The organism is Pseudoalteromonas sp. P80D2 (assembly GCF_036680945.1).
GTDB classification, from domain to species: domain Bacteria; phylum Pseudomonadota; class Gammaproteobacteria; order Enterobacterales; family Alteromonadaceae; genus Pseudoalteromonas; species Pseudoalteromonas shioyasakiensis.
Genome location: NZ_JAZDAR010000034.1, coordinates 77,485 through 101,013, shown reverse-complemented (window position 1 = coordinate 101,013; position 23,529 = coordinate 77,485). Strand labels below are relative to the sequence as shown.

The following is a 23,529-nucleotide window of genomic DNA, read 5'->3' as shown; positions in this document are numbered from 1 at the left end:
GAACAAGAGACGGTCAGAGTGATCTGGATATGTGAACTTAATTCTACAAAGCGGACGCTTAGCGACCCCGTTCATGCAATAAAATTGAGTTTAGGCAATCCGCATTAATTGTATAATGATGTCTCTGCTTCTAAAGAGTATGTTTATGAGAACCATTGGAAAACTGGCAAAAGATTTAGATATCAATGTTGAAACGATCCGCTTTTATGAGCGCCAAGGTTTAATAGAGCAGCCTCCAAAACCCGAATCAGGTTATCGAAAGTATGACGAGACACACGCTAATCAACTCAAATTTATTCTGAAAGCTAAAGCATTAGGGTTTACGCTGAAAGAAATTGAATCACTGATGTCACTAAGTAGCAGTTGCGCTGATATAGAATCGATGGGATTGCAAAAACTTAATCTCATCCGTAATAAAATTGCTGATTTACAGCGGTTAGAGAAAGTAATTCAAGATATGACAGATTCTTGCAAGGCCAATCAAGACCCTCAATCCTGCCCGGTAATAAATTCACTTAAATAGCTATTGACCCCGTACTTATGTACGGAGTTTATACTACCTTAAAAATTGAGGTAGATAGTTATGATCAATAAAATTCTAGATAAAGTAGGTTCTGGTGGCGTTTGGCTAGCCGCCCTTAGTTGCACAGCATGTTTTCCTGCGCTCGGCTCATTGGCATCTGCTCTTGGGTTAGGTTTTCTTTCACATTTTGAAGGGATAGCGGTGAACACCTTATTGCCATTATTTGCTTCACTAGCGTTGTTAGTTAATTTCTATAATTGGTATCAACATCGAGAGTCATTAAGAGGCATTTTAAGTGTCATTGGCCCAATTGCAGTATTGCTGACCCTTTATCCTTTATGGCAATACGACTGGAGCACTTACTTATTTTACTTTGGGATCATTTGGATGGTCGTAATGTCTATTTTAGATATTGTTAAGCCCATTAAGGAACCAGTATGCAAGGTATAGAATTAAAATCTAAGATAACTTGCCCTGAATGTGGATTTAGCAAAGTTGAAACCATGCCTACAAACGCTTGCCAATGGTATTACGAATGCGAAAGCTGTAAAGCACTACTTAAACCGTTCAAAGGTGATTGTTGCGTTTACTGCTCTTATGGAACAGTTAAGTGTCCTCCTATTCAAGAAGGCAATGCATGTTGCTCAGGTAAGTAGCCTAGTATTCGGTGGTTCTGTGCCAACCAAGTAATATCTTAAATGCGATTGCGATTAACACTAAACCACCAAATAGTTCAGCTTTAGACTCCAGCCATACGCCACTTCTTTCGCCGATATTCACACCAATCTAGCTAAAGGCAAACGTCGTGACGCCTATTATCAAGCAAGCTACGGCTATGTCTACCTCAAGCAATGTGATTGCATAACCTGCCGCCATTGCATCAATACTGGCGGCAATAGCAAGAACAAATAGCACACGATGAGTAACATTAGCAATATCTTCTTCAATTCCTTCAGATTGGGACTCATAAATCATTTTTGCCACCGATAAATAATAGCAAAATAAAAGCTATCCAAGGTGCATAATCTTAAATCCAAGATGATCATCCTTTACCGCTGTAATAGCCTAAAAGAGGTATAAAGCCTTGGAAAAATCCAAAATAAGCAACGGCTTTAATAAAGAGTTTTTCAGCATTTGCTACTTTTTTAGAACCTAAGCCTATGGATACTGCAAACGCGTCCATACTGAGTGCTATAGCTAATACAAATACTTCAAACAAATCGATTAAACCTGAATAAAATTGTTATAAGATTACGTGACGTATAATTAGTTACTTGACTGATGTTAAACACCTAAGGTTTGCTGACAGTTGCTCAATTATCGAAGCCTTATTTTTACACCAAATTTCAGCCAGATATTCAGTAACAGTGCCAACACTTGAAGGAAACAGAATATTCCCCGCCACTTTGGCGAAAGGGCCATCAGTTTCGAGTAAAATCCTATCTTGAGGTATCCACGATATTACTTTTTTAGCTCTGGCTGAAGTAAGCATGGCTGGGCCAATAGAAAAGAAACAACCTAGCTCGACGGCTTCTAGAACTTGTTTCTTAGTACCCAAAAACCAATGAAGAATGGGAATGCCAGCCTCAGGGTGCTGCCTAAGTTTCAGAAGTACCTCACCAGTCGCGTTGAGACTATGGATAGTTAGTATTTTGTCATCAAAGCCTTCACATTTTTTTAGAATATGCGTGAAAACCTCTAATTGATCATCAAAGTAATCAGCATAACCTTTTGAGCCATCCAGTCCAATTTCTCCAATATATCTAGTTCTATCAACTAGCTTATCGAATAGTGCTAATTCATTTTTTCTTAGATGAGCAAGTTGAGGGTGAAGCCCCAAAGCCGTTTTGCAGTGCTTTATGCCACTTGTTAATTGGACAGTACCTTCAAAAGCTGAAGGCACCGTAGTTACTGATAGCACGTAATAATTACTGCTTTTTATATCGTTCAATACTTCTTGGTGATCAGGGTATAAGTCAACGTGGCAATGAAGATCCATCATGACGATATATCCGCTTGGAGAAATAACTCAACCTCTGCCAATCCTCGCTTAATAGTTGATTCTAATTTTTCTCTTATATTTTTATCTTGCGGTATCGGCCCCGACATTCGTAACCAAGAACGATAATTATCTGTCTGCTTCAACCGAATAATGGCAGCTTGAACCGCTTGCAGATCATCACGCGTATCTTTTTCTTTGATAAGCCCTTTCAACCGCTTCGTCTTGTATGGCGCATCTTGTGTGATACCAGCATGAAAAACTGACGCTCTTCGAATAAGGCAAGGCACACAATGCCCGCACTGTTTATGCTCTCTGTGCCAATGGCTGCATGAGACACTCAGGGGAACTACTTTTCTAATTGCGTCTTGATCAACACATTCCGCTAACATTTCACCTTTAGTTTTGAATTGATACGGGTTTACAAATTTGACATGAAACCCAGTGTCTCTAAGCAAAGATTCAAGCCTGCTTAGAAAATTAGGATGAGTAGTTCTAGTGCTATGGCTACCAATCCGTCTTCTGGTAAGCGGTGGATTTATAGAAATATAGCCATTCTCAGGGACGACAATAGTTTCAATTCTGCTATCGCAATTAGCATTTCTTAAGGCTGATATACCAAGTACCGCCATAGCTAGGAAGTTGAAACTTCTTCCCCTCATGCTAATCTCAGTTTTACCTTCTAAATGCTTGATAATATGAGGAGACATTGAATAGGACAATTCGCCGAATGGCGGGGATAATAAGTGCTTAATATCTTTCTGTTTCGCACCATCACCACGATAAGCGTGGCTAACCAAAAGCGGTTTTAAATTTGACTCTCCGTTTAAAATATCAATTGCACCAACTGCGCTATCAAGACCACCAGAAAAAAGGCAAACTGAGTTGAGTCCAATTAGTGATTTTGCCTTGGCTTTTGTGACTGCGCATAATGCTTGAAATTGCTAATCACTGAATGAGAACCAGTCCATCTAAGGCTCACTTTGATACGATTATAGTCCTTTTAGTCTGAATAACACCATAATTAGGGTCGTTGCTATTCTATATGCTTGATATATACAAGCTAACATTGATAGAAAACAGATAAGCTAACAAGTTTTTAGTCGAGCTATGAACTGTTCTATAATTGTTCTAATTGCAAAACTCTTCAATTTGGTTTGTTACTAGATTTAAAAATACTTTTCTATGCTCGATTTTAGTAAGTAGCAGCTTTTGGATGTCTTCAGGAACTTTTCTTTCTCCTGCATCTATTGCCATTAGTAATGGCTTGATATCAACTACAAGAAGACCTGCCGCCCTTGCTGCCCGAATGAACTTTAATCTCTTTAATGCACATAAGCCATAAAGTGAATGGCCTGACTTAGTTTTTTCTTCGCAGTGTACTAAGTTCTCAAGAACATAATTTCTTACCGTATGGACAGATGTTTGTGCAGCTAGTGCCAGTTGAGAAATACTCAAAGGAAAATCCAACGCATCATCATCACTACTAATGAACTTATTGATGTCAGGTATCTCTGTCAAAAAACTGACTTCACCAACAGGAATGTTTTCAACCTTAGATTTAATCATGATTTAGCATGCTTCCAATTTGTGTTGTTAATGGAATGCCTTAAGATATCTTGATTACATTCAATCAATTGGCACTCCATTAACATTTCTGTAAGTACATTACCGTTAAATGATTACCCTGCGCAGCAAGATAGCTCTTTAACGTCTTTGCTAAAGGTTTGAGCGCATAACTTCAATCCTTCAACCATCGTCAAATACGGAAATAGTTGACCTGCCAATTCTTCGACTGTCATTTTATTATGAATAGCAAGAGCCGCACTTTGAATCAGTTCTCCGCCTTCATGGGCTAAAATTTGTGCGCCTATCAGTTTCCCCGTGGATTCTTCAGCTACCAACTTGATAAAACCATCCGTTTCAAAATTTGCTAAAGCTCTTGGTACGTTTTCCATATCAAGTACACGACTTATCGTATTTATTCCTACCGCTGAAGCTTGTACTTCGGTTAGACCTACCGTAGCAACTTGTGGGTCGGTGAATATAACAGCAGGCATGGTAGATAAATCGAGTTGCGCATTTCCACCTGTCATATTAATTCCAGCCCTACTTCCGGCAGCAGCAGCAACATAAACAAATTGTGGCATATTGGAACAATCTCCAGCGGCATAAATGTTAGCTGTTGATGTTTCCATCATACTATTAACAACAATGGCACCACTTTTATCTGTTTCAACACCAACATTTTCTAAACCAAGCTTGCCAGTATTTGCATGGCGACCCGTAGAGATAAGCAATTTTTCAGCGATTAATGTTCCTTCGTTAGTTTTCAATGTAAACCCATTACTACCATAAGAAACATGACTTGCTTGCGTATTATTAAGTACACGAATGCCTTCTTTTTCAAAACATTCAGTCAGCTTTTCACCTAATAACGGATCTTCTGCATACAAAAGCGTATGTCGTGCTAATACTGTTACACTGCTTCCTAAACGGGCATAAGCTTGTGCAATTTCCAGAGCAACAACGGAGGAGCCGATAACAATCAAGCTACTTGGTAATTCTTCGGTAAACAAGGCTTCTGTTGATGTCCAGTAAGGCGTGTCAACTAACCCTTCAATTGGTGGAATACTTGGTGTAGAGCCTGTTGCAATTAAAATGCGATCTGCAACCAGCTCTTCTTCGCTACCATCAGACTTTTGAACTAGCAAGGTATTTTCATTTTTAAAACGTGCATAACCTTTAAGTAAAGATAGCGCTGGATTGCTCTCTAAAATACGTTGATATTTAGCATCGCGTAATTCTTCAACGCGAGCATTTTGCTGATGTGCTAATAAGGAACGGCTAAGTTGTGGCTGAATATTCTCTAAACCATCAAATGGGTTAGTACGTTGCTGGTGCGCTAATTGCGCAGCACGGATTAATATTTTTGAGGGAACACAGCCGACATTTACACAGCAACCACCGATAACATCAGCCCCCTCAATGATAGTAACTCTTGCTCCGCCTTCTGCTGCTTTAATCGCACTGGCAAAGGCCCCTGAGCCACTACCAATAATGGCTACATGTAATTGTTCTGGCTGAGTGTCATTTGACGAGCAACAACTATTCGTTGACATATTTTATTCCTCTTAAAAAGTTAAGCGGTACAAGTTTCATCATCACAGCGTTTATTCGCTGGAGAAACCATGTCCCAAATTGATACAACAACCATTAGTCCTAGCCCCGTATAAGTAACGTATGAACTCCAGCCGTACTGGAACCAAGGGTATAAAGAGAGTAAAACCAAAATTGGGCCAATTGAACCGATTAAACTACGGTGCCATTGACGATGGCTAAACCAGCCTAAAATATTCATTGCCAGCGCTAATGCTGCAAACAGTGGTAACAACGTATTGATAAATAACCCTTCCCACTGACTAAGAAATCCCATCCCAATTGCCGCACCTAGACTAGCTATCGCAGGAAAACACATAGCGCACCCCATTGCCGAAACAAGTGCACCTATAGAGCCTGCTTTATCTCCGATACGCGTAACAAGTTTTAAGGGGCTAAACATTACTTATTTTCACCTTTTAAATTTGATGGGTAGCCAGCGTTGGTAGTCGCTGCAATTAATGCATTGATGTTGGTTTTAGTGTCATCAAAAGAAACAACAGCTAGCTTAGGCTTGTAGGTAACTTTCGCTTTTTCAACGCCATCAACATTTTCTAATGATTTTTTAACTGTGATTGGGCATGTCGCACAGTTCATCGTTGGCACTTCCAGCGTAACTGTTTTTACTTCGGCAAAAGCACCAAAACTAGAAAGTGAAAGCAGTGCGGTTAATAATAATTTTTTCATAATTAGCTCCAAATTTTAAAATGTTATAAATTTCTTGATCTGTATATTAAGCAAACAAAAGTATCCAATAATTACTGGTCACTAAAATTGTCGCAACTATAGCGCTCAGCCAGAAAATGGCTTTTCGTTGTTGCTGTTTCTTAGGAATTGCACAGGCCGTTCCCGGCTCACACTCTTCTACTGGACGATAAATTTTCCAACCTGAGTAACCAAACAACAACACTACAAATGCGATAAATAATGGCCTATAGGGTTCAAATGCAGTTAAATTACCAATCCATGAGCCACTTACCCCAAGTAGTAACAGGAGCAAAGGACCTACACAACACACGCCTGCGCCTATTGCTGCGATGATGCCACCTATCATTGGAAGGTTTGATTCTTTTTGATTCATATGGATACCTCATTAAGTGATAATGCAAGTGTATTGTATGTACCTAAGTACGGAGTCAAGGGTGATTTATAAAAAAATTTATCTTGGATAATCTGCTACGACAGATAAGGGGAATAAGCTAACTTGAATTAAGGCGCAGAAGTAAAATTGGATATGCTGTTTTAGTGGGAAATGGTAGTTAAGTGAATCATTTACTTCGGTTGCAACGAATCAATTATTGGGCAGTGGCTATCGTCATCATTATTTTGGCATTGTCCTAAATGTTCTTCCAAAGCGTGTTCTAACAACAACAAGTCAGCCATCTTTTTTTGTACTGCGATCAGTTTTTTATTAGCTAATTCTTGTACTTTACTACATGGACTATCGTTTAACGCAAGTAACCCTTCAATCTCTTTCAGTGTAAAACCTAATTCTTGAGAACGCTTAATAAAGTGTATTCTGTTTACCGTTTCATTCGGGTAATGTCTATAGCCCTGCATAGGTTTGGGTGGCTGATTAATTAAGCCTTTGCGTTCATAAAAACGAATTGTCTCGACATTTACGCTCACTTCTTTAGCCAACATACTTATGGTTCGTTTAGACACGTTATCAATTACCTTACCGATTTTTTGTTTACTTACTTTATATCTAATTAGAGTGACCAGCAATGAATATGAGCTTTAACACCTGTGCTTTACATGCATAAACCAACGAATGGCATCTATACTAAATTAGAATATATTGAATAGTTCATATAAGGCATTAATAGATCAACAGATAGTCAAAGAGTAATTGCATGAATACATATCTAGAATCGGGAAGTATTGAACCACCGCGAATTATTGGACGAATTGTTCGCCTACTTTTAGGTATAATCTGTCTTGATTTAGTATGGCAAATTGTTGACGACATACCGGGAATGATTGACCGTGGGTGGCCCGTGAATTTTGTTAGTATTTGCACCATTGCTCTTGGTTTCTATCTGATTAAACCAGTCGTAAACTTAGGTTTTTCTGTCAAATGGGCTTGGCTAGTGCAACTTTCGATTTTTACAATAACATTGCTAACTCTTGGTTTAGTTTGGCAAGATAAAGATTCTCAAAATTGGGAGTATATTACCGCATGGCTTATGCTTTGGATGACGTATGTATATGGACATCTTGGCTTGTCATTTGTTTTATCAGCAATAATCAAAACTCCGGGTTGTGAAATGCGCTCTATTCCTCATTTATGGGGGATCTTATCCGGCCATAAATCATTGGAACATCATTGTCCCGGATTTATCAAAAGTATTGATCATTGGGAAAGTAAACTGAAAATAAATAGGTAACGATTAACACTTTGCATGCCCTAATCTGACCAAGAACTTTTACCGCTTAGCTCGTTTATCTTGAGCGCATTAGAATGACTTACAAACATAATTACATAAATTGGTAGCTTTAGGCTCTGAGCAGCCGTTATTAACCCAAAAGCTAATGACCGCTTTTGGCTACAAGTGATCAATAAGATTACTGACTGAATATCAAGTATTATGATTGAAAAACAAAGAAATCAATAAACTCTTATTTGTTTTAGTCCATTAAAATAAGCTACTTCAATATGAGTTCAGTCCCAAACATTATGAGTAGTCACACAAATGCTCTTCTGGCACTGGCAAACCTATTTGGAGGCGGTGTTGCTGTAGGTGAACCACCGATTTCTTGTTGAACCTTGTCATTGTCAATATCATTGCTATTGTCATTCTGATCATCAGCTTGATTATTATCAGAGCCAGCTTGCTCATCCCCATCAGTACCTGATGCAGGTTCTATTGTGACAGGATCTCCTTGCTCTGTCCAAGATGGAATAAGTGGACTCTTATTATTTGGTCCTGTTGACGATGCGGACGTACCCATATTACTTAGTTCCCTCTAGTTCTTTTAAAATTGGATTAAGCCATCTTTGGCGGGGCAAGCTTTTTAAAAATGTAAGAAGACTTAAGCTACATTTATCATCCTGCTTGGCAAGTAACACAGCCCCATAAATGCCTGTTGGTCTTTCGGTCCAATCACCAATCAACTTAAAGTTTTCAATCAAACCATCCATGACTGACATGTATTCTTCCTTCGGAGTTGTGGTAATCGCAGTAGAGTTAACGCCACTGACCCTTACCTTTTGCTTCATTAATTCTTCTACGAGTTTTTGAGCGGCTCCAGACATTACCGAATTAACAGCCCCCATTGGAATGCTTTCTCTGCTCAGATATGCCGCTGGTGTCAAATCCATTTCAGTGAACATGGGAGGTAATTTCGACCATTTATCAATAAAAGCTAGGTCGAGTTTCCACTCTTCAGGTAAATTAATTTCGTCAAATTCGACTTCTGAATTTTCAAGATCCGCTAATACTTTTGGATATCCGTTTTCCTTATCAATTAATTCATAAAGCTTGTTGGTAGCCTGAGTGCCTAAGCACCTCTCAAAAATTACCAGCTTAGTGATAGTTTTTTCATCAAGCTGCATTCCTCTGCGATGAGCGGTTTTCTTTCTCATCTTAACCTGATTGAGTAATCGCTTAACTATGCGAGGGTTGCCGTTAATGTTTGTGGATTCAGCTAATAGTGGAGCTAACTGTTCAGCAACCACAAATTTACTTCTGAGTTCGGAATGCTTTTCAATCTCGTGATCTTGAAGTAGCTCGTCAACGGTAATTTGTGGTTGTTTCCACGACAGCCTTAATGACTCTTCAAGGGCACATCTTATCGTTTCTAATTGCGCATCGGTAACGCCGTGATCTTGAGCAGTAAGCATCATTAAATATGCCCTTATCTCCAGAACGCCGGGTCTTGGTACATGCACAGGAATTTGAATAAGCTTGTCTAAATAATCAGTTTGATGTCGTTGAGATGCACCTTTGTGATACTCAGGCACTGCCAAGCGGATCATGTCCTCATCGGCGGCAATAACAAATGCAGTATTGGGTAAAAATAGAAATAACCTGATCGCCTCAAGGGTCGAAATAGCATTAAATGGAGAGCAGCGATCTAAATTATCGACATAGACAATAAGTGGCTTATCAAACTCCTTTAACAGATCAGAATATGCTTTTCGGAATTCTTTAATTTCTTTAGGAGGTGAAAATGATTTATTATCTTTGATCAAACCTTTGTTTTTCTTCGCGACATCCTTAGCGCCATCGACAGCACCTTTTACATCATCAACATCCAGTTCACCATCGTCACCACCACTGAATAGTCCCATGATCTTCTGTATACCACCCATAGTTGGTATACCAGCTAATGCTGCACCACCATCCATTAGCAATCCCATCAGTCTGATCTTATCTATTCGTCCAGCAAACTCTTTTGCTTTTGCACTGAGATTTTTATCGTCTGCTGCTTTTTTAACTAAAGTAGATGCAATTGTTTCTAGTAACGCCGCTTTAGCGTCATCATACCCTTGGAAAGTCCATGCATCGAAATGTACTTGGATATATTCTTGTTCATCACTTTCCAGAGAAGCCTTAGTAAGTTCAAGAATCGTCGATTTTCCAGCGCCCCAATCACCAAAAACGCCTATACTAATAGGCATTAACTCCTTTTCTGTTATAAGATCTTTTATTGACTCAGCCGTTTCATTAAAATTTAAGAAATCAATTTTTGATTCTTTATCAGACCACATAACGTCTCCTTTTATTTATTATTTCTTTTGTTCCATTCTTTCAATAGTTCGGTGAACCGTGGGGCGGCTAACAGAATATTTCTTCGCTAATGCAGAGATCGATTCACCATTTAATTTATCTTTATATAATTCTTTCGCTTGTTTGTCTGATAAAGCAGGCAATCTGCCCATGTGTTTGCCTTTAGCTTTAGCCTCTTCACGACCTTCTGTGGTTCTGGCTTTTATAAGATCCCGCTCAAGTTGAGCGAATATGTGGCTACGCATAATGTTTGAGATTATTTCTCATCAAGCCAGATTGGGTGAGTACTAGGAAATCTTCGTCAGATTTGAGCCTGAAGCAGTCGTAAACGATGGTACAAAATTACTTCAGCTAAAATTCACTTTGATACGAAACCGGACATTAGGCTTAGCGTATCTCATGACAAGTGTTCCAACAATATAGTCGTTGCTCTTACTTTTAAATTTAAATCTTGTTTTAGATCCTCTGTACAATTAGTAACACACCAACGCGACTTTAATGTGGAATTAGGATCATCGGTTAATTTATTCTATCTAGATAGCTCTTCTATTTTTTATCTTTGATAAACATCGGTATAAAACGGGCAGTCCAAATAATGTTAGCAGTGTTTGCTGTCACTACCCCCCAACAATTATTTTCTTGGAATAGCTATTTGAGTTACTTCCCAATCTTTTCAAATTAAATAACTTTTTATTTGACTCTATAGCCACTATAGATTTTATACTTATTTTAATATTGTTTCGGAATGTTAAATATGTCAGAAAAATGTAGTGGTCAGTGTCAATCATCTCCTACCAACGAAGACGTAAAAATTGATACACAATTAGATAACTATAGTGGCGCGTTTGTCAGTACATATAAAGTGCCTCAAATGGACTGTCCTTCAGAAGAGAGATTGATCAGATTAGCACTTGACTCAATTCAGCCTTCAGTTGGATTGCAGTTTGATATTCCTAATCGCTTAGTCAAAGTTTTTCATGATGAAAATTTAGATGAGATAACAAAAAAGTTACAACAACTTAAACTCGGTGCAGAGTTAGAGTCAACTAAACAAAGTTGCAGTACAGAAGCTGCAAAAGCAAAAGACTTAGCCCAAAAAAATGAGATGAAAGAAGCATCAACCCTAAAATGGTTGTTAGCCATTAATGGAGTCATGTTTTTTATAGAAGTAATTGCTGGGATTATTGCACAGTCTGCTGGCCTAATTGCAGACTCATTAGATATGTTTGCTGATGCTGCTGTGTATGGTTTAGCTATTTATGCCGTAGGTAAAAGTATTAGCATGAAACTTAGAGCAGCACATATATCTGGTGTGCTTCAAGTTATTCTAGCGCTAGGTGCTTTGAGCGAAGTCGTAAGACGCTTTGTTTACGGTAGTGAACCGATCTCTTCTTTAATGATGATATTTGGTGGAATAGCACTAATCGCTAACGTTGCTTGTCTGTTTTTGATATTTGGCAACAAAGAAGACGGCGCTCATATGAAAGCGAGTTGGATTTTTTCCGCAAATGACGTTATCGCAAACGTTGGTGTAATTTTAGCTGGCTTATTAGTTACAGCAACAAGCAGTCGTTATCCAGATTTAGTGATTGGTTTGATAATTGCTCTTGTCGTTTTAAACGGTGCTCGCCGCATCTTACAGCTAAAGTATTAAGCAGAGAAATGAAAATAATGCACTCATCGTATATCAAATCAAATATATCATACGTGATAATGATTTTAATCGCGGTGCAGTCTGTGTTTTTTTCGCTAGAAGAGCTTGAAATAAACTTAAGTGAAAGTTCTTTTAGTTCATCACTAACTAAGTCTATTACCCCGCTAAAAGCTCCAGAAGACTCCAATATGCTTGAGGTGAATAATAGCAACTCTTCAATTGATAATTGTAATTTTTGTTGCTGTTGTCACTTATTTTTAAATGCTGATTCTTCCTGTAACATTTTCCAAGCAATAGAATATTTCCTTACCTACGCCTTAGTTTCTCCTGAGCTAAAAGGCTATATCTCGGTGCCATTCCGCCCACCTAAATACGCCTAAATTTTATAGAAAATTATGAAAGGTCAAATGTTAATGACCGAAAAAAACATATAAATTTATAGGAAAGTATACATGGCACTTAATACCTGTGTGCATCGCAAGATAGCAATTTTGAGGTGTGTAACACCTCGGCTTAAATATATCGCGTTTCTCGCGTTGTCACTTTTTACATTTAATGTTTATGCCTTTGAAAAGCAGTTAAATCTTCAAGAGGCAATTCAGTGGACGCTTAAACAAAATCCTGAACTCAAAATATTTGATTTCAAACAAACCGCATTAACAGGACAAGAACAAACAGCAAGTTTAAATCCTGCTTATGAACTAGAAGTTGAAGCTGAGAACTTTGCAGGCTCAGGTGAATTTAATGCATTCGACAGTGCTGAATTAACAGTCGCTCTATCTTCGGTTATCGAAATGGGAGATAAACGCTCAGCGCGGATTGGACTTGTTTCAAAATCAAGAGCACTACTCAATGCTGAGAAAGAAGTCTCTGCGCTTAATTTAATGGCTCAAGTCACTGAGAAGTACGTGGAAGTACTTGCAGCCCAACAAAGAGTTATATTGGCAGAAAATGCTTTGAGCTTAGCACAAGAAACGTTAGAGATTGTATCTCAGCGTAACCGCGCAGGTGCTACTCCTGAGGCTGAAGTGAAACGCTCAAAAGCAGTTATTGCTCAGGCTAACCTCACCCTTCAATCTGAACAAAAGCGCTTGGAATATTTGAAGCTCTCATTAGCAGCCTACTGGGGGGAAAACTCTGTAACCTTCTCTGAAGTACAAGGGGATCTTTTTCAGTTTGGCAATGATAGTGACTTTAACAGCCTTTTTGCGAAGTTAGAGAAGAACCCTGCTATTCAAATCTATGCAAGTGAACAGCGACTAAAAGAGGCTGAAATACAGTTAGCTAAAACAGAGTCAACGGCCAATATCAAATGGTCTGTTGGTGTTAGGCGCTCTCAAGAAGCCAATGATACGGCACTGGTCGCTGGCTTTAGCTTACCTTTGTTTGCTGAAAAGCGAAATTCTGGTGCAATCGCTAGTGCGCTAGCAGAGCGTGACCAAGTTGCCATAGAGAAAGAGGCGACTAAGTTGAGGTTTAGAAATCACTTACTACGAGCATACTCCAATAGAAAACAAGCCATATTAACAGCTAATTCATTAAAGCAGTCGGTTATCCCAATGCTTGAAGATGCACTGGAAGATACTCAAGACGCCTATCAAAAAGGTCGATATGGATATCTTGATTATGTATCGGCTAGACAAGAGCTGTTAAATGCTCGGCGAACCCTCATTGATGCGGCATCTGCTGCCCTAATTTATGGCGCAGAGATAGAAAAACTAACAAACGAAGCGCTGTCACTCTAAAAAAAGCATCACTTTAAGCTTAATAACAATTTATTGATTCAGTTATTAACTGAATCGTTTAGGAATTAAAAATGAAAAACTATTTACTCGCACTATTGATTTTTATTGGGTATTTGTCACCCATTCAAAGTGTTTTCGCTAGTGAAGATGAACATGAAGGCGAAGAAGGCATAAGCAAAATCGACAATAACATGGCAAAAAAGGTTGGTGTTGAAACAGCCTATTTAGCTTCAAAAACGTTGAACCAAACTATCCCTGTATACGGCTCTACGACGATAGGCGCTGAACAATTATTTCAAGTTGGCGCTAGATATAACGGCGTTATAAAGACAATAAACTCCACTGTTGGTGATACGGTAAAAAAAGGCGATCTATTAGCCGTTATTGAATCTAATGAGAGCTTAAATACTTATAAAATAACATCGCCTGTTTCTGGGACTGTTTTACAGCGAAATGGAAATATTGGCGGTATCACGCAAAACACTAGCTTGTTTGAAATCGTCAATTTTGACACCTTGTGGGCTGAATTTAAGGTGTTTACCAGCCAATATAATCAAATTAAAGTCGGTCAACCTGTTGATATTGAGCATGGTGAACAGGCATTCAACTCAACCATCACCAATATAATTCCAGCTAAAGATCAGTCTTATGTTTTAGCACGTGTACGTTTAAACAACACTGAGTTAAAGCTAACGTCAGGTCAATTATTAAAAGGCAACGTCAAAATAAATCAATTCAAGGTGGATTTAGCCGTTGAGAAAGTTGCTATCCAAGAACTGGGGGGACAATTAGGTGTATTTGTTAAAGAAGATGAAGAGTACGAATTTGCACCGCTTGTATTAGGACGTTCAGATAAGAACTATATCGAGGTTATTGGTGGCCTCAGTAAAGACACTGAATATGTAAACAAAAACAGTTATCTGATAAAAGCAGATATATTGAAATCTGAAGTAGAAGACGACGATTAGGAGACGCAATATGATTGAATCAATTTTGCGTCTTGCAATAAATAGGCGCTACTTAGTATTAAGCTTGCTGATGGTAATCATCGGCGTTGGTATGTGGAGTTATCAAAAACTTCCCATTGATGCTGTTCCAGATATAACAAACGTGCAGGTACAAATAAACACTTCTGCCCCCGGTTATTCACCTTTGGAAGCGGAACAAAGGGTGACCTTTCCTGTAGAAACAGCCTTAGCCGGATTGCCAAAGCTGTCTCACACCCGCTCCCTGTCAAGATATGGATTATCTCAAGTAACCGTTATCTTTGAAGAGGGAACCGATATTTATTTTGCTCGCAACTTAATCAATGCAAGATTAGCTGCGATAAAAGGCGTTATTCCCTCTGGCTTAGAGCCAGAAATGGGTCCTATTTCGACAGGGCTTGGCGAAATATTTATGTATACCGTACAAGCTTCTCCTGATGCTAAAATGCCTAATGGAGAGCCTTATACCGCTATTGCCTTAAGAGAAATACAAGACTGGATCATTAAACCGCAATTGGCTCAAGTTAAAGGCGTCATTGAGGTCAACAGTATCGGCGGCTACAACAAGCAATATCACATAACACCGAAACCTGAAAAATTACTTTTTTATCGTGTGAGCTTTGAAGAAATATCTGATGCATTACGTAAAAATAATGATAACCGTGGCGCGGGTTATATCGAGCAAAACGGACAGCAAGTTTTAGTACGCTCCATTGGGCAACTAGCGACAATAGATGAGATCCTCAATGTCATCATCAAAAAGAACGATGGTATTCCTGTAAAAATAAGTGATGTTGCCAATGTTGCTATAGGCAAAGAACTTAGAACAGGGGCTGCTACTCGTAATGGCATTGAGACAGTGCTTGGTACAACCATGATGCTGATTGGTGAGAATTCTCGCACCGTTGCTTTAGAAGTGGAACATAAGCTCAGCGAAATACAAAAATCTCTGCCAAAGGGCATTACCGCAGAGCCTGTTTACGACAGAACAACGTTAGTAGATAAAGCGATTGCAACCGTTACCAAAAACCTCGTTGAAGGTGCGCTTTTAGTTATTGTTGTGTTATTTATTCTACTTGGAAATTTACGTGCAGCTCTCATTACCGCTGCTGTTATCCCTATTTCCATGTTAATGACAATCACAGGTATGGTGCAAGCAGGAGTATCTGCCAATTTAATGAGTCTCGGCGCATTGGACTTTGGCTTGATAGTGGACGGGGCTGTCATCATCGTTGAAAACTCTGTCCGTAGGTTAGCACAGGCCCAACACAACGGTCATAGGCAAGACTTAAGAGAACGCCTAAATACCGTTTTTGAAGCCACTTCAGAAGTGATACGTCCAAGCTTGTTTGGTGTGGCAATTATCACTGTTGTTTACATCCCCATTTTCACGCTAACTGGCGTTGAAGGGAAAATGTTCCACCCTATGGCGGCAACTGTCGTTATGGCGTTAATTTCCGCAATGATCCTTTCAGTTACACTGGTTCCTGCTGCTGTAGCTGTTTTTATGAAAGGTAAAATCAGCGAAAAAGAAAGTGTTGTTATTCGTTCAACCAAGTCTATTTATGAACCATTGCTAAAAATGGCGTTGAAATTTCGTTGGGTTATCGTTTCATTTTCGACGCTCTTAATGGGGTATAGCCTTTGGTTAGCAACAACGCTGGGTAGTGAATTTGTTCCACAGCTAAATGAAGGGGATATAACAGTCCAAGCGCTAAGAATACCTTCTACCGGCCTAGAGCAATCAGTAGAAATGCAAGAAGTACTTGAGCAACGTATTAAAGCGTTTCCTGAAGTTGATAAAGTATTCTCGCGCATCGGCACACCAGAAGTAGCAACTGATCCAATGCCACCGAGTATTGCTGATATCTTTGTTATTTTAAAACCACGTAAAGAATGGGCCGAACCTTCAAAGCCAAAGAGTGAATTAGTTGAAGAAATGGAAGAAGTACTGAAAAACATTCCGGGCAACAACTATGAATTCACTCAGCCTATTCAAATGCGTTTCAATGAATTGATTTCTGGCGTTAGAGCTGATGTGGGCATCAAAGTATTTGGCGATGACTTAGATCGATTATTACTTACCGCAAAAGATATTCTAAATATTGTGAAAACCGTGGACGGTGCTGCTGATGCCCGAATGGAACAGGTCACAGGTGTTCCATCTTTATCAGTAATTCCTAAACGAGAAGCGCTTGGTCGATACGGTTTGAGCGTTTCAGAACTGCAAGACTGGGTTGCTACTGCAATTGGTGGAGAATCTGCGGGGATCATTTATGAAGGTGACAGACGATTTGAGTTAGTTGTTCGCCTACCAGAGCAAACAAGAACAGATATCAATGGCTTGAAGCACCTGCCGCTTCCACTTGAGGGTGGTAACTATGTGCCACTTGAAGAAGTTGCAGAGCTTAAATCAGAGTCTTTACCTGCTCAAATTAGCCGTGAGAACGGAAAAAGAAGAGTTGTGGTTACCGTCAATGTTCGTGGCAGAGATTTAGGCGGCTTTGTAAAAGAAGTGAAAGCTAAAATTAATCAGGAAGGAGAAATCCCAGCAGGATACTGGCTTGATTATGGTGGAACGTTTGAACAACTAGAGTCAGCGAGTAAAAGATTAAGCTTAGTTGTACCGATCACATTAGTTGTAATCTTAGGTATTTTGGTTATCGCATTTGGTTCATTAAAAGATGCATTAATCATTTTCAGTGGCGTGCCTTTAGCATTAACTGGGGGCGTATTTTCACTTTATTTAAGAGACATGCCCTTATCAATTTCGGCAGGTGTCGGCTTCATAGCATTGTCAGGTGTCGCCGTATTAAATGGCTTGGTTATGTTGGCTTTTATTCGAGATCTTTGGCATGAAAAAGGCGACCTTTACGTAGCGATCATTGAAGGTGCCATCATTCGTTTAAGACCTATTTTAATGACGGCACTGGTTGCTAGTTTAGGTTTTATTCCAATGGCGCTAAACACTGGAATTGGTGCAGAAGTACAACGACCACTAGCAACAGTCGTTATCGGCGGTATTGTATCTTCTACCATTTTAACTTTGTTTGTATTACCTGTTTTATATCAATGGGCGCATGGCTCTGAGAGTAACAAACAGTAATCTGACGAAATTTAAAGCCCAAAAAGCAGCTTAATTAATAGGTTATGCCTAATTAAGCTGCTTTTTATATTGTATGCCCAACATTTTATTGATAAAGCTTACTGCGCTTCATCCCGACAATTTTCATTTAAAAACTCAAACTCTATCGTTGTATGCGATAAATGATAGGAAGATAATTTAGCTGCAACTTCTTGTTTAAGCCTAATTAATTCTTTAACGTCAAAGTTGTCACTCAGCTCAAGGTGCGCTGTTAAAACGTGACTTTCACCATCTAGTGACCAAAAGTGCATGTGGTGGATACCATTAACTTCAGGAAATTCCATTAGTGATAGTTTAATACGCTTTTGAGTCTCTTTATCGGGTGCAGCTTGAAGAAATAAAACGAGTGTTGATTTCAGGTTTTTGAAAACATTAAACAAGATGAACAGCGTGAACCCTATTGATAAAAGGGGATCTAATATCGGCAGTTCAGCGAACAACAGTACGATAGAGACTATAAGAACGGCAACCCATCCAAGTACATCTTCAAGAAGGTGCCATGTCAGCACTTTCTCATTTAATGTTTCACCCGCTTTTAATTTTAATACCGCATATCCGTTAACGGCAACGCCGAGTATCGCTAGCCCTAACATCCCCTCGACTACAGGCATTTCAGGATTGGACAGCCTTGGAATTGCTTCAAATAAAATCCAAATTGAGCCAATGATTAAAACAATACTGTTTATCAATGCGCCAAAGAGAGTAAGTCTACGATAACCATAACTAAACTTATCTGATGCTTCTTTATCTGAAAAACGACTTAAAATCCACGCAAAACCTATTGAAAGACTATCACCAAGATCGTGAACTGCATCTGCCATTATCGCAGTACTGTTAGTGAGCCAACCACCTATAAATTCGATAATAGTAAATGTCACATTCAGAAAAAATGCCCAACCAATACGATCATCTTTAGAATGCTGATGACTGTGACTATGGTTGTGCATTTTGTACCTCCAGTGCTTTTGTATTTCTAATTTTTGATACATTCATATTAATCAAATGGCGAATCACACCTTGATACATCCAACGTTTTACTCCCGACAAATTAGTACCCTTTTCAAGATAAAACTCATCAGGGGAATCATAAAGCCCAAAGTCGTCATGAATACCTTCTTTTTGAATATAGGTATCTTGGCCGCACCAATTTGTGTTTGGTGAAGAGAAACACTTTGTTGCAACACCATAGACACAAAAGTCATCTTTTGCTTGGCTAAATTTCTGCTGTAGTGAGCTTAAGTATTGCTCATCCAATATAAAGCCCTCTAAGTTTATCCAGCGTCCATCGAAATAAACTTCTACCCAACTATGAATGATGTATTTAGGTGCTAACCAAAATACATAGCTAGGTATAGCCCCTTTTTGTAATTGCTGATCAATGGTAAAACCATGGAAACGACACTGGATACCTAGTCCACGCAATAGCGCCATTAACAGATTACCCTTAGTATTACATTGCCCATAACCATCTGCTAGTACATCGCTTGCTGCTATATCATCACTCTTGTTATAGCCAAACATTATTTCATCTTTCACAAATTGGTATGCTGCTCCAATTTTGTTGAAATCGTCTAAGCTTTGCCATCCTCGCTGATCGATCAGGGATTGGATATCTTTGTGTTCAAAATTAACGATATTCGTATTGTTTAAATATTTCTCGGTCATTTTTTATATATCCTTTTCGTTGCATACTTATACTACAGACTCTATAGTAACTATAGAATCAAATGTCTGGGGGAAATTGATGAAAATAGGCGAATTGTCTAAAAAATCGGGCTGTTCTATACAAACAATTAGATATTATGAAAGAGAAGGATTACTGTTAAATCCAAACCGTTCAGAAGGTAATTTCAGGCTGTATGATAGTAAAGCACTTAAACAATTGGAGTTCGTAAAACATTGTCGCAGCCTAGATATATCACTCAATGATATTAAACGTCTTATCGAATTAAAAAATAAGCCAGAAGAAAGCTGCTCTAGCGTTAATGCATTAATTGATCAGCAACTTGCACTAGTGAATAAACGCATGAAAGAATTAAGGGCGCTTAAAGCTGAATTACAACAGATGGCTAGTGCTTGTGGTTCGAACAATACTATTGAAGCATGCGGGATCATTAAGTCACTAGATAGTTAACTCTGTTAGAGGCATACGGGCAGAATATAGAACATTAATCGACTATTGCATGTCCTAAATGTGGACAGATAAAAACGGAAGAAATGCTGACAAATTCATGTCAGCGGTATCACAAGTATGAGTCACACAAGGTTTTGCCAAACTATTGAATGGTGACTGGTGTGTTTACTTCTCATATGGAACAGCAAAATTCCGCCAATTCTAGAACGACAAAATTAGTTGCAGCCGTTAATGCGGTAGTGTTTAGAAATCTGTGTCATTTCATTAGAATATACAAAAGAGGAATGATACATGAGCAAAGAATTCGATTTAGACAAAGCAGTTGAAGCGCTGCGAGCAGGCCAAGACCTAACCGGTAAAGATGGCTTTTTAACCCCCCTTATCAAACAAATAACCGAAGCGGCGTTGAAAGCTGAGCTTGAACAACATATGGAGAGTGATGAGCAGCCTAACCGCAAAAATGGCTCTACTAAAAAGACCGTAAAGTCTTCTGTCGGTGCTTTTGAGCTTGATACGCCACGAGACCGCGCAGGCTCTTATGAACCTAAGTTGGTAAAGAAAAATCAAACCAAGCTAACGGACGAGATTGACCGCAAAATCTTGTCCATGTTCTCGCTCGGCATGAGTTATCGTGATATTCGTGGCCATGTTGAAGACATGTACGGTATTGATGTTTCTGAAGCCACAATAACGGGTGTTACAGACCGTTTAATACCCGAGCTAAAAGAATGGCAACAGCGGCCGTTAGAAGCGCTATACCCATTTGTTTGGCTCGATGCGATCCACTTTAAAGTGAAAGAAGATGGTCGCTACGTCAGCAAAGCGGTGTACACCATCTTAGGCTTGAATGTTGAAGGCAAGAAAGAGCTACTGGGGCTGCATTTATCCGAGTCAGAAGGCGCTAATTATTGGCTTTCCATACTGACTGACCTGCATAACCGCGGTGTTAGAGACATTCTTATTGCCTGTGTTGATGGCCTCAAAGGCTTTCCAGAGGCGATTGCTAGCATCTACCCGAATACAGAAGTACAGGAGTGTGTTATTCATCAAATCCGTAACTCAATCAAGTACGTGGCCTCAAAACACCAGAAAGAGTTTATGGCTGACTTAAAGTCTGTGTATCGTGCGGTCAGCAAAGAAGCGGCTGAGCTGGAATTAGACCGTTTAGAAGATAAATGGGGAGAGCAATACCCAATCGTGCTGCGCTCGTGGCGAGCTAAGTGGGAGAACTTGTCTGTTTACTTTAAATACCCTGAGTACGTTCGCAAGGCGATTTATACCACCAATGCGATTGAGGCGGTGCACCGCCAGTTCCGCAAATTAACGAAAACCAAAGGCGGCTTCCCTAACGAAAATAGCTTGCTGAAGCTGCTTTATGCTGGGATATTGAATGCTTCTAAGAAATGGACAATGCCAATCCAAAATTGGAACATGACACTGTCGCAACTCGCGATCCATTTTGATGGTCGCTTAGATGGGTACTTGGATATTTAGGCGTTATTATCTGACACAGAATTTTGAACGCCCTCGTTAATGCACTAGAGTGTTTAAATTGAAGTTTATTATTGACTCTTCAACGTCTGCTTTACACTCTGAATTTTCGTTAATAACTCAAAAGCTAACTTCCGCTTTTGGCTAAGTGAAGTCATAAGGTATTCATTGATGCTAATGTCCGCAATGTCGGAGGAGCTGCCGTTAGCAAATAGCATCAAATTATCGTAATATAACTGATTGAGTCTCAGATATTATGATTAAAAAATCATACTTTCATAAAAAGAGAGATTGGCGGCATCCCTTTAAAACCTTTCAGTCTAAAATGAGATCAATCTCAATCATTATGCACAGTCACAAATACTCCACATAGGTTGATCATGGCAGTGGCAAACGGATTATCATTTTTGGTATTGAGAGAGCCGTCGATAATATTCAAACAAGCACCTTTCTTATGGATGCTTTCAATTGCCTCAAGAATAGATTTTAACGACCGTCCCAAACGGTCGAGGCGAGTAACAATAACTTCATCACCTTCCCTGATAAAGTCGATGAGTTCCTAAAGCTTTTCTTCATTTCGAATCGAAGCACCAGACTGTTTGCCTTGGAATATTTTTTCACAGCCCTGAGCGTCCAACTTGGACAGTTGAACATTTAAATCTTGTTCTTTAGTTGAAACTCTTGCAAAACCAACTTTCATATATACGAAACCTGTAACTTTCGTACATCTTAACAATCAAGTGAACGAAAGTACATTAAATAAATTTCGTACATGAACGTAATAAAATATAGTTATTCGTACACAACACGGATAGAAAATGAATGACAATTCTAACTATCAAGTGACTTAATTATTCCACACGCTTCAATGGTGTTTTCAGTTGTACACAAACTTGCCATTTGTTGAAGCTCAGCTTTTAGTGCTTTGAGTTCTCTCATTCGATTGTTAACTAAGGCCAATTGTTGAGCAATGAGCTTATTAACACTTGCACAGCTTTCTTCTGGCTTATTTTTCAGTTCCATAAGGCGTTTAACATCTGTTAGAGGGATATCCAAACTTCGGCAATGCTTTATAAACTCTAATTCTTTTAAAGCCCGTTCACCGTATAACCTGTAATTCCCTTCAGTACGTTCAGGAGTTGAAAGCAACCCTTCTTTCTCGTAATACCGAATTGTTTGTATCGAACACCCTGTCGTTTTTGAAAGTTCACCTATCTTCATAAAACTTTAGTCCTAAATCTTGACTCTATAGTCACTATAGACTTTATAGTTAAGTTATCAAGCAAATAACTAAGGCCGTGCAATGAGTGGTTGTGGTTGCGAAGTCGAACTAAAAGATGCGAAACAAAAACATGTGCTGTATTGGTTGCTAGGTATTAATGCGGTTATGTTCTGCGTTGAGATTACTGTGGGCCTATATGCAAACTCAACGGCTTTGATAGCAGATTCAATGGATATGCTGGCTGACGCAATTGTCTATGGTATTGCTCTATATGCCGTGAGCCGATCTTTAAAGCATAAAGCCAATGCAGCCCTTATCAGCGGTTACTTTCAGCTGACACTCGGAATACTGGTAATCTTTGACATAGTAAGAAGACTCGGAGAAGGTGAGCCTCACTCTTGGTTCATGATCGGCTTTGGTTTTGTAGCATTAATAGCAAACGTCATTTGTTTAGTTTTAATCAGAATGCAAAGCAATGGTGAAGTCCATATGCGTGCAAGCTGGATATTTTCAGCCAACGATGTGATCGCAAACTTGGGGGTCATTGCTGCTGGTGTTTTAGTGATGCTACTTGATTCTCGCTGGCCTGACATTGTGATTGGTAGTGTGATTGCAACCCTAATTTTAAGAGGGGCTTACCTGATTATTACTGATGCGAAGAAAGAGCTGAGCAACGCAGAGTTAACAAGCGAAAACAATAGCTGTAGTGGAAGTAAATCAAAATCATGTTCTTAA

24 protein-coding genes and 3 pseudogenes are annotated in these 23,529 nt (G+C 39.2%); 11 read left to right on the top strand and 16 right to left on the bottom strand.

Annotated elements, in window-relative coordinates; translation table 11 throughout:
- Positions 1–145: 145 nt before the first annotated feature.
- Genes VRK28_RS09420 through VRK28_RS09410 form a run of 3 tightly spaced genes read left to right on the top strand, consistent with a single transcriptional unit; the run spans position 146 to position 1,179 of the window.
- Entirely contained in the window at positions 146–523 is a 378-nt protein-coding gene (locus VRK28_RS09420) for a MerR family transcriptional regulator (RefSeq protein ID WP_016708221.1), read from the top strand.
- Between the two features lie 60 nt (positions 524–583).
- Positions 584–973, top strand: a complete 390-nt coding sequence (gene merC / locus VRK28_RS09415) for an organomercurial transporter MerC (protein ID WP_016708222.1) — start codon at positions 584–586, stop codon at positions 971–973.
- Positions 961–1,179 (top strand): GDCCVxC domain-containing (seleno)protein, encoded by a 219-nt coding sequence (locus VRK28_RS09410; RefSeq protein ID WP_062566147.1) that lies wholly within the window; start codon positions 961–963, stop codon positions 1,177–1,179. Before merC (VRK28_RS09415) ends, VRK28_RS09410 begins: the two co-directional genes overlap by 13 nt.
- 1 nt (position 1,180) lies before the next feature.
- On the opposite strand, the pseudogene VRK28_RS09405 reads toward VRK28_RS09410, so the two are convergent.
- From VRK28_RS09405 to merR, 9 genes and pseudogenes are all read right to left on the bottom strand, one after another.
- Positions 1,181–1,742, bottom strand: a pseudogene (locus VRK28_RS09405) (manganese efflux pump MntP).
- A gap of 51 nt (positions 1,743–1,793) precedes the next feature.
- Complete coding sequence (qatD, locus tag VRK28_RS09400) at positions 1,794–2,525, bottom strand: Qat anti-phage system TatD family nuclease QatD (protein ID WP_332393821.1); 732 nt, start codon at positions 2,523–2,525, stop codon at positions 1,794–1,796.
- Positions 2,522–3,427: pseudogene (qatC, locus tag VRK28_RS09395) on the bottom strand (Qat anti-phage system QueC-like protein QatC); the annotation flags it as partial. The gene qatD and the pseudogene qatC, both read right to left, overlap by 4 nt.
- A 226-nt stretch (positions 3,428–3,653) precedes the next feature.
- The gene (locus VRK28_RS09390; protein WP_008110853.1) at positions 3,654–4,091 is read right to left on the bottom strand and encodes a MerR family transcriptional regulator; all 438 of its coding nucleotides are present in this window, start codon (positions 4,089–4,091) and stop codon (positions 3,654–3,656) included.
- Positions 4,092–4,204: 113 nt separating this feature from the next.
- The gene (merA, locus tag VRK28_RS09385; protein ID WP_064435674.1) at positions 4,205–5,644 is read right to left on the bottom strand and encodes a mercury(II) reductase; all 1,440 of its coding nucleotides are present in this window, start codon (positions 5,642–5,644) and stop codon (positions 4,205–4,207) included.
- A 20-nt stretch (positions 5,645–5,664) separates the two neighbouring features.
- On the bottom strand, positions 5,665–6,084 hold the full coding sequence (merC, locus tag VRK28_RS09380; RefSeq protein ID WP_064435673.1) for an organomercurial transporter MerC: 420 nt from the start codon (positions 6,082–6,084) through the stop codon (positions 5,665–5,667).
- The gene (gene merP, locus VRK28_RS09375) at positions 6,084–6,368 is read right to left on the bottom strand and encodes a mercury resistance system periplasmic binding protein MerP (RefSeq protein WP_064435672.1); all 285 of its coding nucleotides are present in this window, start codon (positions 6,366–6,368) and stop codon (positions 6,084–6,086) included. The genes merC (VRK28_RS09380) and merP overlap by 1 nt, the downstream gene beginning before the upstream one ends.
- A gap of 46 nt (positions 6,369–6,414) precedes the next feature.
- Entirely contained in the window at positions 6,415–6,762 is a 348-nt protein-coding gene (locus tag VRK28_RS09370) for a mercuric transporter MerT family protein (RefSeq protein WP_064435671.1), read from the bottom strand.
- A gap of 191 nt (positions 6,763–6,953) precedes the next feature.
- Positions 6,954–7,325, bottom strand: a complete 372-nt coding sequence (gene merR / locus VRK28_RS09365; protein ID WP_064435670.1) for an Hg(II)-responsive transcriptional regulator — start codon at positions 7,323–7,325, stop codon at positions 6,954–6,956.
- Between the two features lie 212 nt (positions 7,326–7,537).
- Here merR and VRK28_RS09360 point away from each other — a divergent pair, with 212 nt between their 5' ends.
- Positions 7,538–8,071, top strand: coding sequence for a hypothetical protein (locus VRK28_RS09360; RefSeq protein WP_064435669.1), 534 nt, complete (start codon positions 7,538–7,540; stop codon positions 8,069–8,071).
- Positions 8,072–8,369: 298 nt separating this feature from the next.
- Here VRK28_RS09360 and VRK28_RS09355 read toward each other — a convergent pair whose 3' ends face one another.
- From VRK28_RS09355 to VRK28_RS09345, 3 genes are read right to left on the bottom strand one after another with little or no spacing between them, the layout of a single operon-like run.
- Positions 8,370–8,636: a hypothetical protein gene (locus VRK28_RS09355; RefSeq protein ID WP_332393819.1), complete on the bottom strand. Its 267-nt coding sequence runs from the start codon at positions 8,634–8,636 to the stop codon at positions 8,370–8,372.
- A gap of 1 nt (position 8,637) precedes the next feature.
- On the bottom strand, positions 8,638–10,398 hold the full coding sequence (locus VRK28_RS09350) for a KAP family P-loop NTPase fold protein (protein ID WP_024596196.1): 1,761 nt from the start codon (positions 10,396–10,398) through the stop codon (positions 8,638–8,640).
- 18 nt (positions 10,399–10,416) lie between these two features.
- A complete protein-coding gene (locus tag VRK28_RS09345; protein ID WP_033103103.1) occupies positions 10,417–10,662 on the bottom strand; it encodes a helix-turn-helix domain-containing protein in 246 nt (81 codons plus the stop codon).
- A gap of 509 nt (positions 10,663–11,171) precedes the next feature.
- Between VRK28_RS09345 and VRK28_RS09340 the strand changes: the two genes are divergently transcribed.
- From VRK28_RS09340 to VRK28_RS09325, 4 genes are all read left to right on the top strand, one after another.
- On the top strand, positions 11,172–12,071 hold the full coding sequence (locus VRK28_RS09340) for a cation transporter (RefSeq protein ID WP_013465880.1): 900 nt from the start codon (positions 11,172–11,174) through the stop codon (positions 12,069–12,071).
- Positions 12,072–12,523: 452 nt separating this feature from the next.
- The gene (locus VRK28_RS09335) at positions 12,524–13,816 is read left to right on the top strand and encodes a TolC family protein (RefSeq protein ID WP_013465882.1); all 1,293 of its coding nucleotides are present in this window, start codon (positions 12,524–12,526) and stop codon (positions 13,814–13,816) included.
- 71 nt (positions 13,817–13,887) lie between these two features.
- The gene (locus VRK28_RS09330) at positions 13,888–14,784 is read left to right on the top strand and encodes an efflux RND transporter periplasmic adaptor subunit (RefSeq protein ID WP_058155246.1); all 897 of its coding nucleotides are present in this window, start codon (positions 13,888–13,890) and stop codon (positions 14,782–14,784) included.
- 10 nt (positions 14,785–14,794) lie between these two features.
- The gene (locus tag VRK28_RS09325) at positions 14,795–17,908 is read left to right on the top strand and encodes an efflux RND transporter permease subunit (RefSeq protein WP_058155247.1); all 3,114 of its coding nucleotides are present in this window, start codon (positions 14,795–14,797) and stop codon (positions 17,906–17,908) included.
- A 98-nt stretch (positions 17,909–18,006) separates the two neighbouring features.
- Here the strand turns inward: VRK28_RS09325 and VRK28_RS09320 are convergent, their stop codons facing one another.
- Both VRK28_RS09320 and VRK28_RS09315 read right to left on the bottom strand, forming a co-directional pair.
- Entirely contained in the window at positions 18,007–18,894 is an 888-nt protein-coding gene (locus VRK28_RS09320; RefSeq protein ID WP_008464143.1) for a cation diffusion facilitator family transporter, read from the bottom strand.
- Complete coding sequence (locus tag VRK28_RS09315; protein WP_008464145.1) at positions 18,881–19,612, bottom strand: transglutaminase-like domain-containing protein; 732 nt, start codon at positions 19,610–19,612, stop codon at positions 18,881–18,883. The genes VRK28_RS09320 and VRK28_RS09315 overlap by 14 nt, the downstream gene beginning before the upstream one ends.
- Before the next feature lie 79 nt (positions 19,613–19,691).
- On the opposite strand from VRK28_RS09315, the gene cadR (VRK28_RS09310) reads away from it, so the two are divergent.
- Positions 19,692–20,081 (top strand): Cd(II)/Pb(II)-responsive transcriptional regulator, encoded by a 390-nt coding sequence (cadR, locus tag VRK28_RS09310; RefSeq protein ID WP_008109677.1) that lies wholly within the window; start codon positions 19,692–19,694, stop codon positions 20,079–20,081.
- A 291-nt stretch (positions 20,082–20,372) separates the two neighbouring features.
- The gene (locus VRK28_RS09305; RefSeq protein WP_332393815.1) at positions 20,373–21,575 is read left to right on the top strand and encodes an IS256 family transposase; all 1,203 of its coding nucleotides are present in this window, start codon (positions 20,373–20,375) and stop codon (positions 21,573–21,575) included.
- 334 nt (positions 21,576–21,909) lie between these two features.
- On the opposite strand, the pseudogene VRK28_RS09300 reads toward VRK28_RS09305, so the two are convergent.
- Positions 21,910–22,272, bottom strand: a pseudogene (locus VRK28_RS09300) (recombinase family protein).
- Between the two features lie 131 nt (positions 22,273–22,403).
- The gene (cadR, locus tag VRK28_RS09295; protein ID WP_016708229.1) at positions 22,404–22,793 is read right to left on the bottom strand and encodes a Cd(II)/Pb(II)-responsive transcriptional regulator; all 390 of its coding nucleotides are present in this window, start codon (positions 22,791–22,793) and stop codon (positions 22,404–22,406) included.
- Between the two features lie 82 nt (positions 22,794–22,875).
- On the opposite strand from cadR (VRK28_RS09295), the gene VRK28_RS09290 reads away from it, so the two are divergent.
- Positions 22,876–23,529 (top strand): cation transporter, encoded by a 654-nt coding sequence (locus tag VRK28_RS09290; protein WP_016708230.1) that lies wholly within the window; start codon positions 22,876–22,878, stop codon positions 23,527–23,529.

What these genes read in the sequence shown, in the direction of transcription:
- VRK28_RS09420 (WP_016708221.1), top strand. Translation starts at nt 146, where the DNA reads ATGAGAACCATTGGAAAACTGGCAAAAGATTTAGATATCAATGTTGAA.
- merC (WP_016708222.1), top strand. Translation starts at nt 584, where the DNA reads ATGATCAATAAAATTCTAGATAAAGTAGGTTCTGGTGGCGTTTGGCTA.
- VRK28_RS09410 (WP_062566147.1), top strand. Translation starts at nt 961, where the DNA reads ATGCAAGGTATAGAATTAAAATCTAAGATAACTTGCCCTGAATGTGGA.
- qatD (WP_332393821.1), bottom strand. Translation starts at nt 2,525, where the DNA reads ATGATGGATCTTCATTGCCACGTTGACTTATACCCTGATCACCAAGAA.
- VRK28_RS09390 (WP_008110853.1), bottom strand. Translation starts at nt 4,091, where the DNA reads ATGATTAAATCTAAGGTTGAAAACATTCCTGTTGGTGAAGTCAGTTTT.
- merA (WP_064435674.1), bottom strand. Translation starts at nt 5,644, where the DNA reads ATGTCAACGAATAGTTGTTGCTCGTCAAATGACACTCAGCCAGAACAA.
- merC (WP_064435673.1), bottom strand. Translation starts at nt 6,084, where the DNA reads ATGTTTAGCCCCTTAAAACTTGTTACGCGTATCGGAGATAAAGCAGGC.
- merP (WP_064435672.1), bottom strand. Translation starts at nt 6,368, where the DNA reads ATGAAAAAATTATTATTAACCGCACTGCTTTCACTTTCTAGTTTTGGT.
- VRK28_RS09370 (WP_064435671.1), bottom strand. Translation starts at nt 6,762, where the DNA reads ATGAATCAAAAAGAATCAAACCTTCCAATGATAGGTGGCATCATCGCA.
- merR (WP_064435670.1), bottom strand. Translation starts at nt 7,325, where the DNA reads ATGTTGGCTAAAGAAGTGAGCGTAAATGTCGAGACAATTCGTTTTTAT.
- VRK28_RS09360 (WP_064435669.1), top strand. Translation starts at nt 7,538, where the DNA reads ATGAATACATATCTAGAATCGGGAAGTATTGAACCACCGCGAATTATT.
- VRK28_RS09355 (WP_332393819.1), bottom strand. Translation starts at nt 8,636, where the DNA reads ATGGGTACGTCCGCATCGTCAACAGGACCAAATAATAAGAGTCCACTT.
- VRK28_RS09350 (WP_024596196.1), bottom strand. Translation starts at nt 10,398, where the DNA reads ATGTGGTCTGATAAAGAATCAAAAATTGATTTCTTAAATTTTAATGAA.
- VRK28_RS09345 (WP_033103103.1), bottom strand. Translation starts at nt 10,662, where the DNA reads ATGCGTAGCCACATATTCGCTCAACTTGAGCGGGATCTTATAAAAGCC.
- VRK28_RS09340 (WP_013465880.1), top strand. Translation starts at nt 11,172, where the DNA reads ATGTCAGAAAAATGTAGTGGTCAGTGTCAATCATCTCCTACCAACGAA.
- VRK28_RS09335 (WP_013465882.1), top strand. Translation starts at nt 12,524, where the DNA reads ATGGCACTTAATACCTGTGTGCATCGCAAGATAGCAATTTTGAGGTGT.
- VRK28_RS09330 (WP_058155246.1), top strand. Translation starts at nt 13,888, where the DNA reads ATGAAAAACTATTTACTCGCACTATTGATTTTTATTGGGTATTTGTCA.
- VRK28_RS09325 (WP_058155247.1), top strand. Translation starts at nt 14,795, where the DNA reads ATGATTGAATCAATTTTGCGTCTTGCAATAAATAGGCGCTACTTAGTA.
- VRK28_RS09320 (WP_008464143.1), bottom strand. Translation starts at nt 18,894, where the DNA reads ATGCACAACCATAGTCACAGTCATCAGCATTCTAAAGATGATCGTATT.
- VRK28_RS09315 (WP_008464145.1), bottom strand. Translation starts at nt 19,612, where the DNA reads ATGACCGAGAAATATTTAAACAATACGAATATCGTTAATTTTGAACAC.
- cadR (WP_008109677.1), top strand. Translation starts at nt 19,692, where the DNA reads ATGAAAATAGGCGAATTGTCTAAAAAATCGGGCTGTTCTATACAAACA.
- VRK28_RS09305 (WP_332393815.1), top strand. Translation starts at nt 20,373, where the DNA reads ATGAGCAAAGAATTCGATTTAGACAAAGCAGTTGAAGCGCTGCGAGCA.
- cadR (WP_016708229.1), bottom strand. Translation starts at nt 22,793, where the DNA reads ATGAAGATAGGTGAACTTTCAAAAACGACAGGGTGTTCGATACAAACA.
- VRK28_RS09290 (WP_016708230.1), top strand. Translation starts at nt 22,876, where the DNA reads ATGAGTGGTTGTGGTTGCGAAGTCGAACTAAAAGATGCGAAACAAAAA.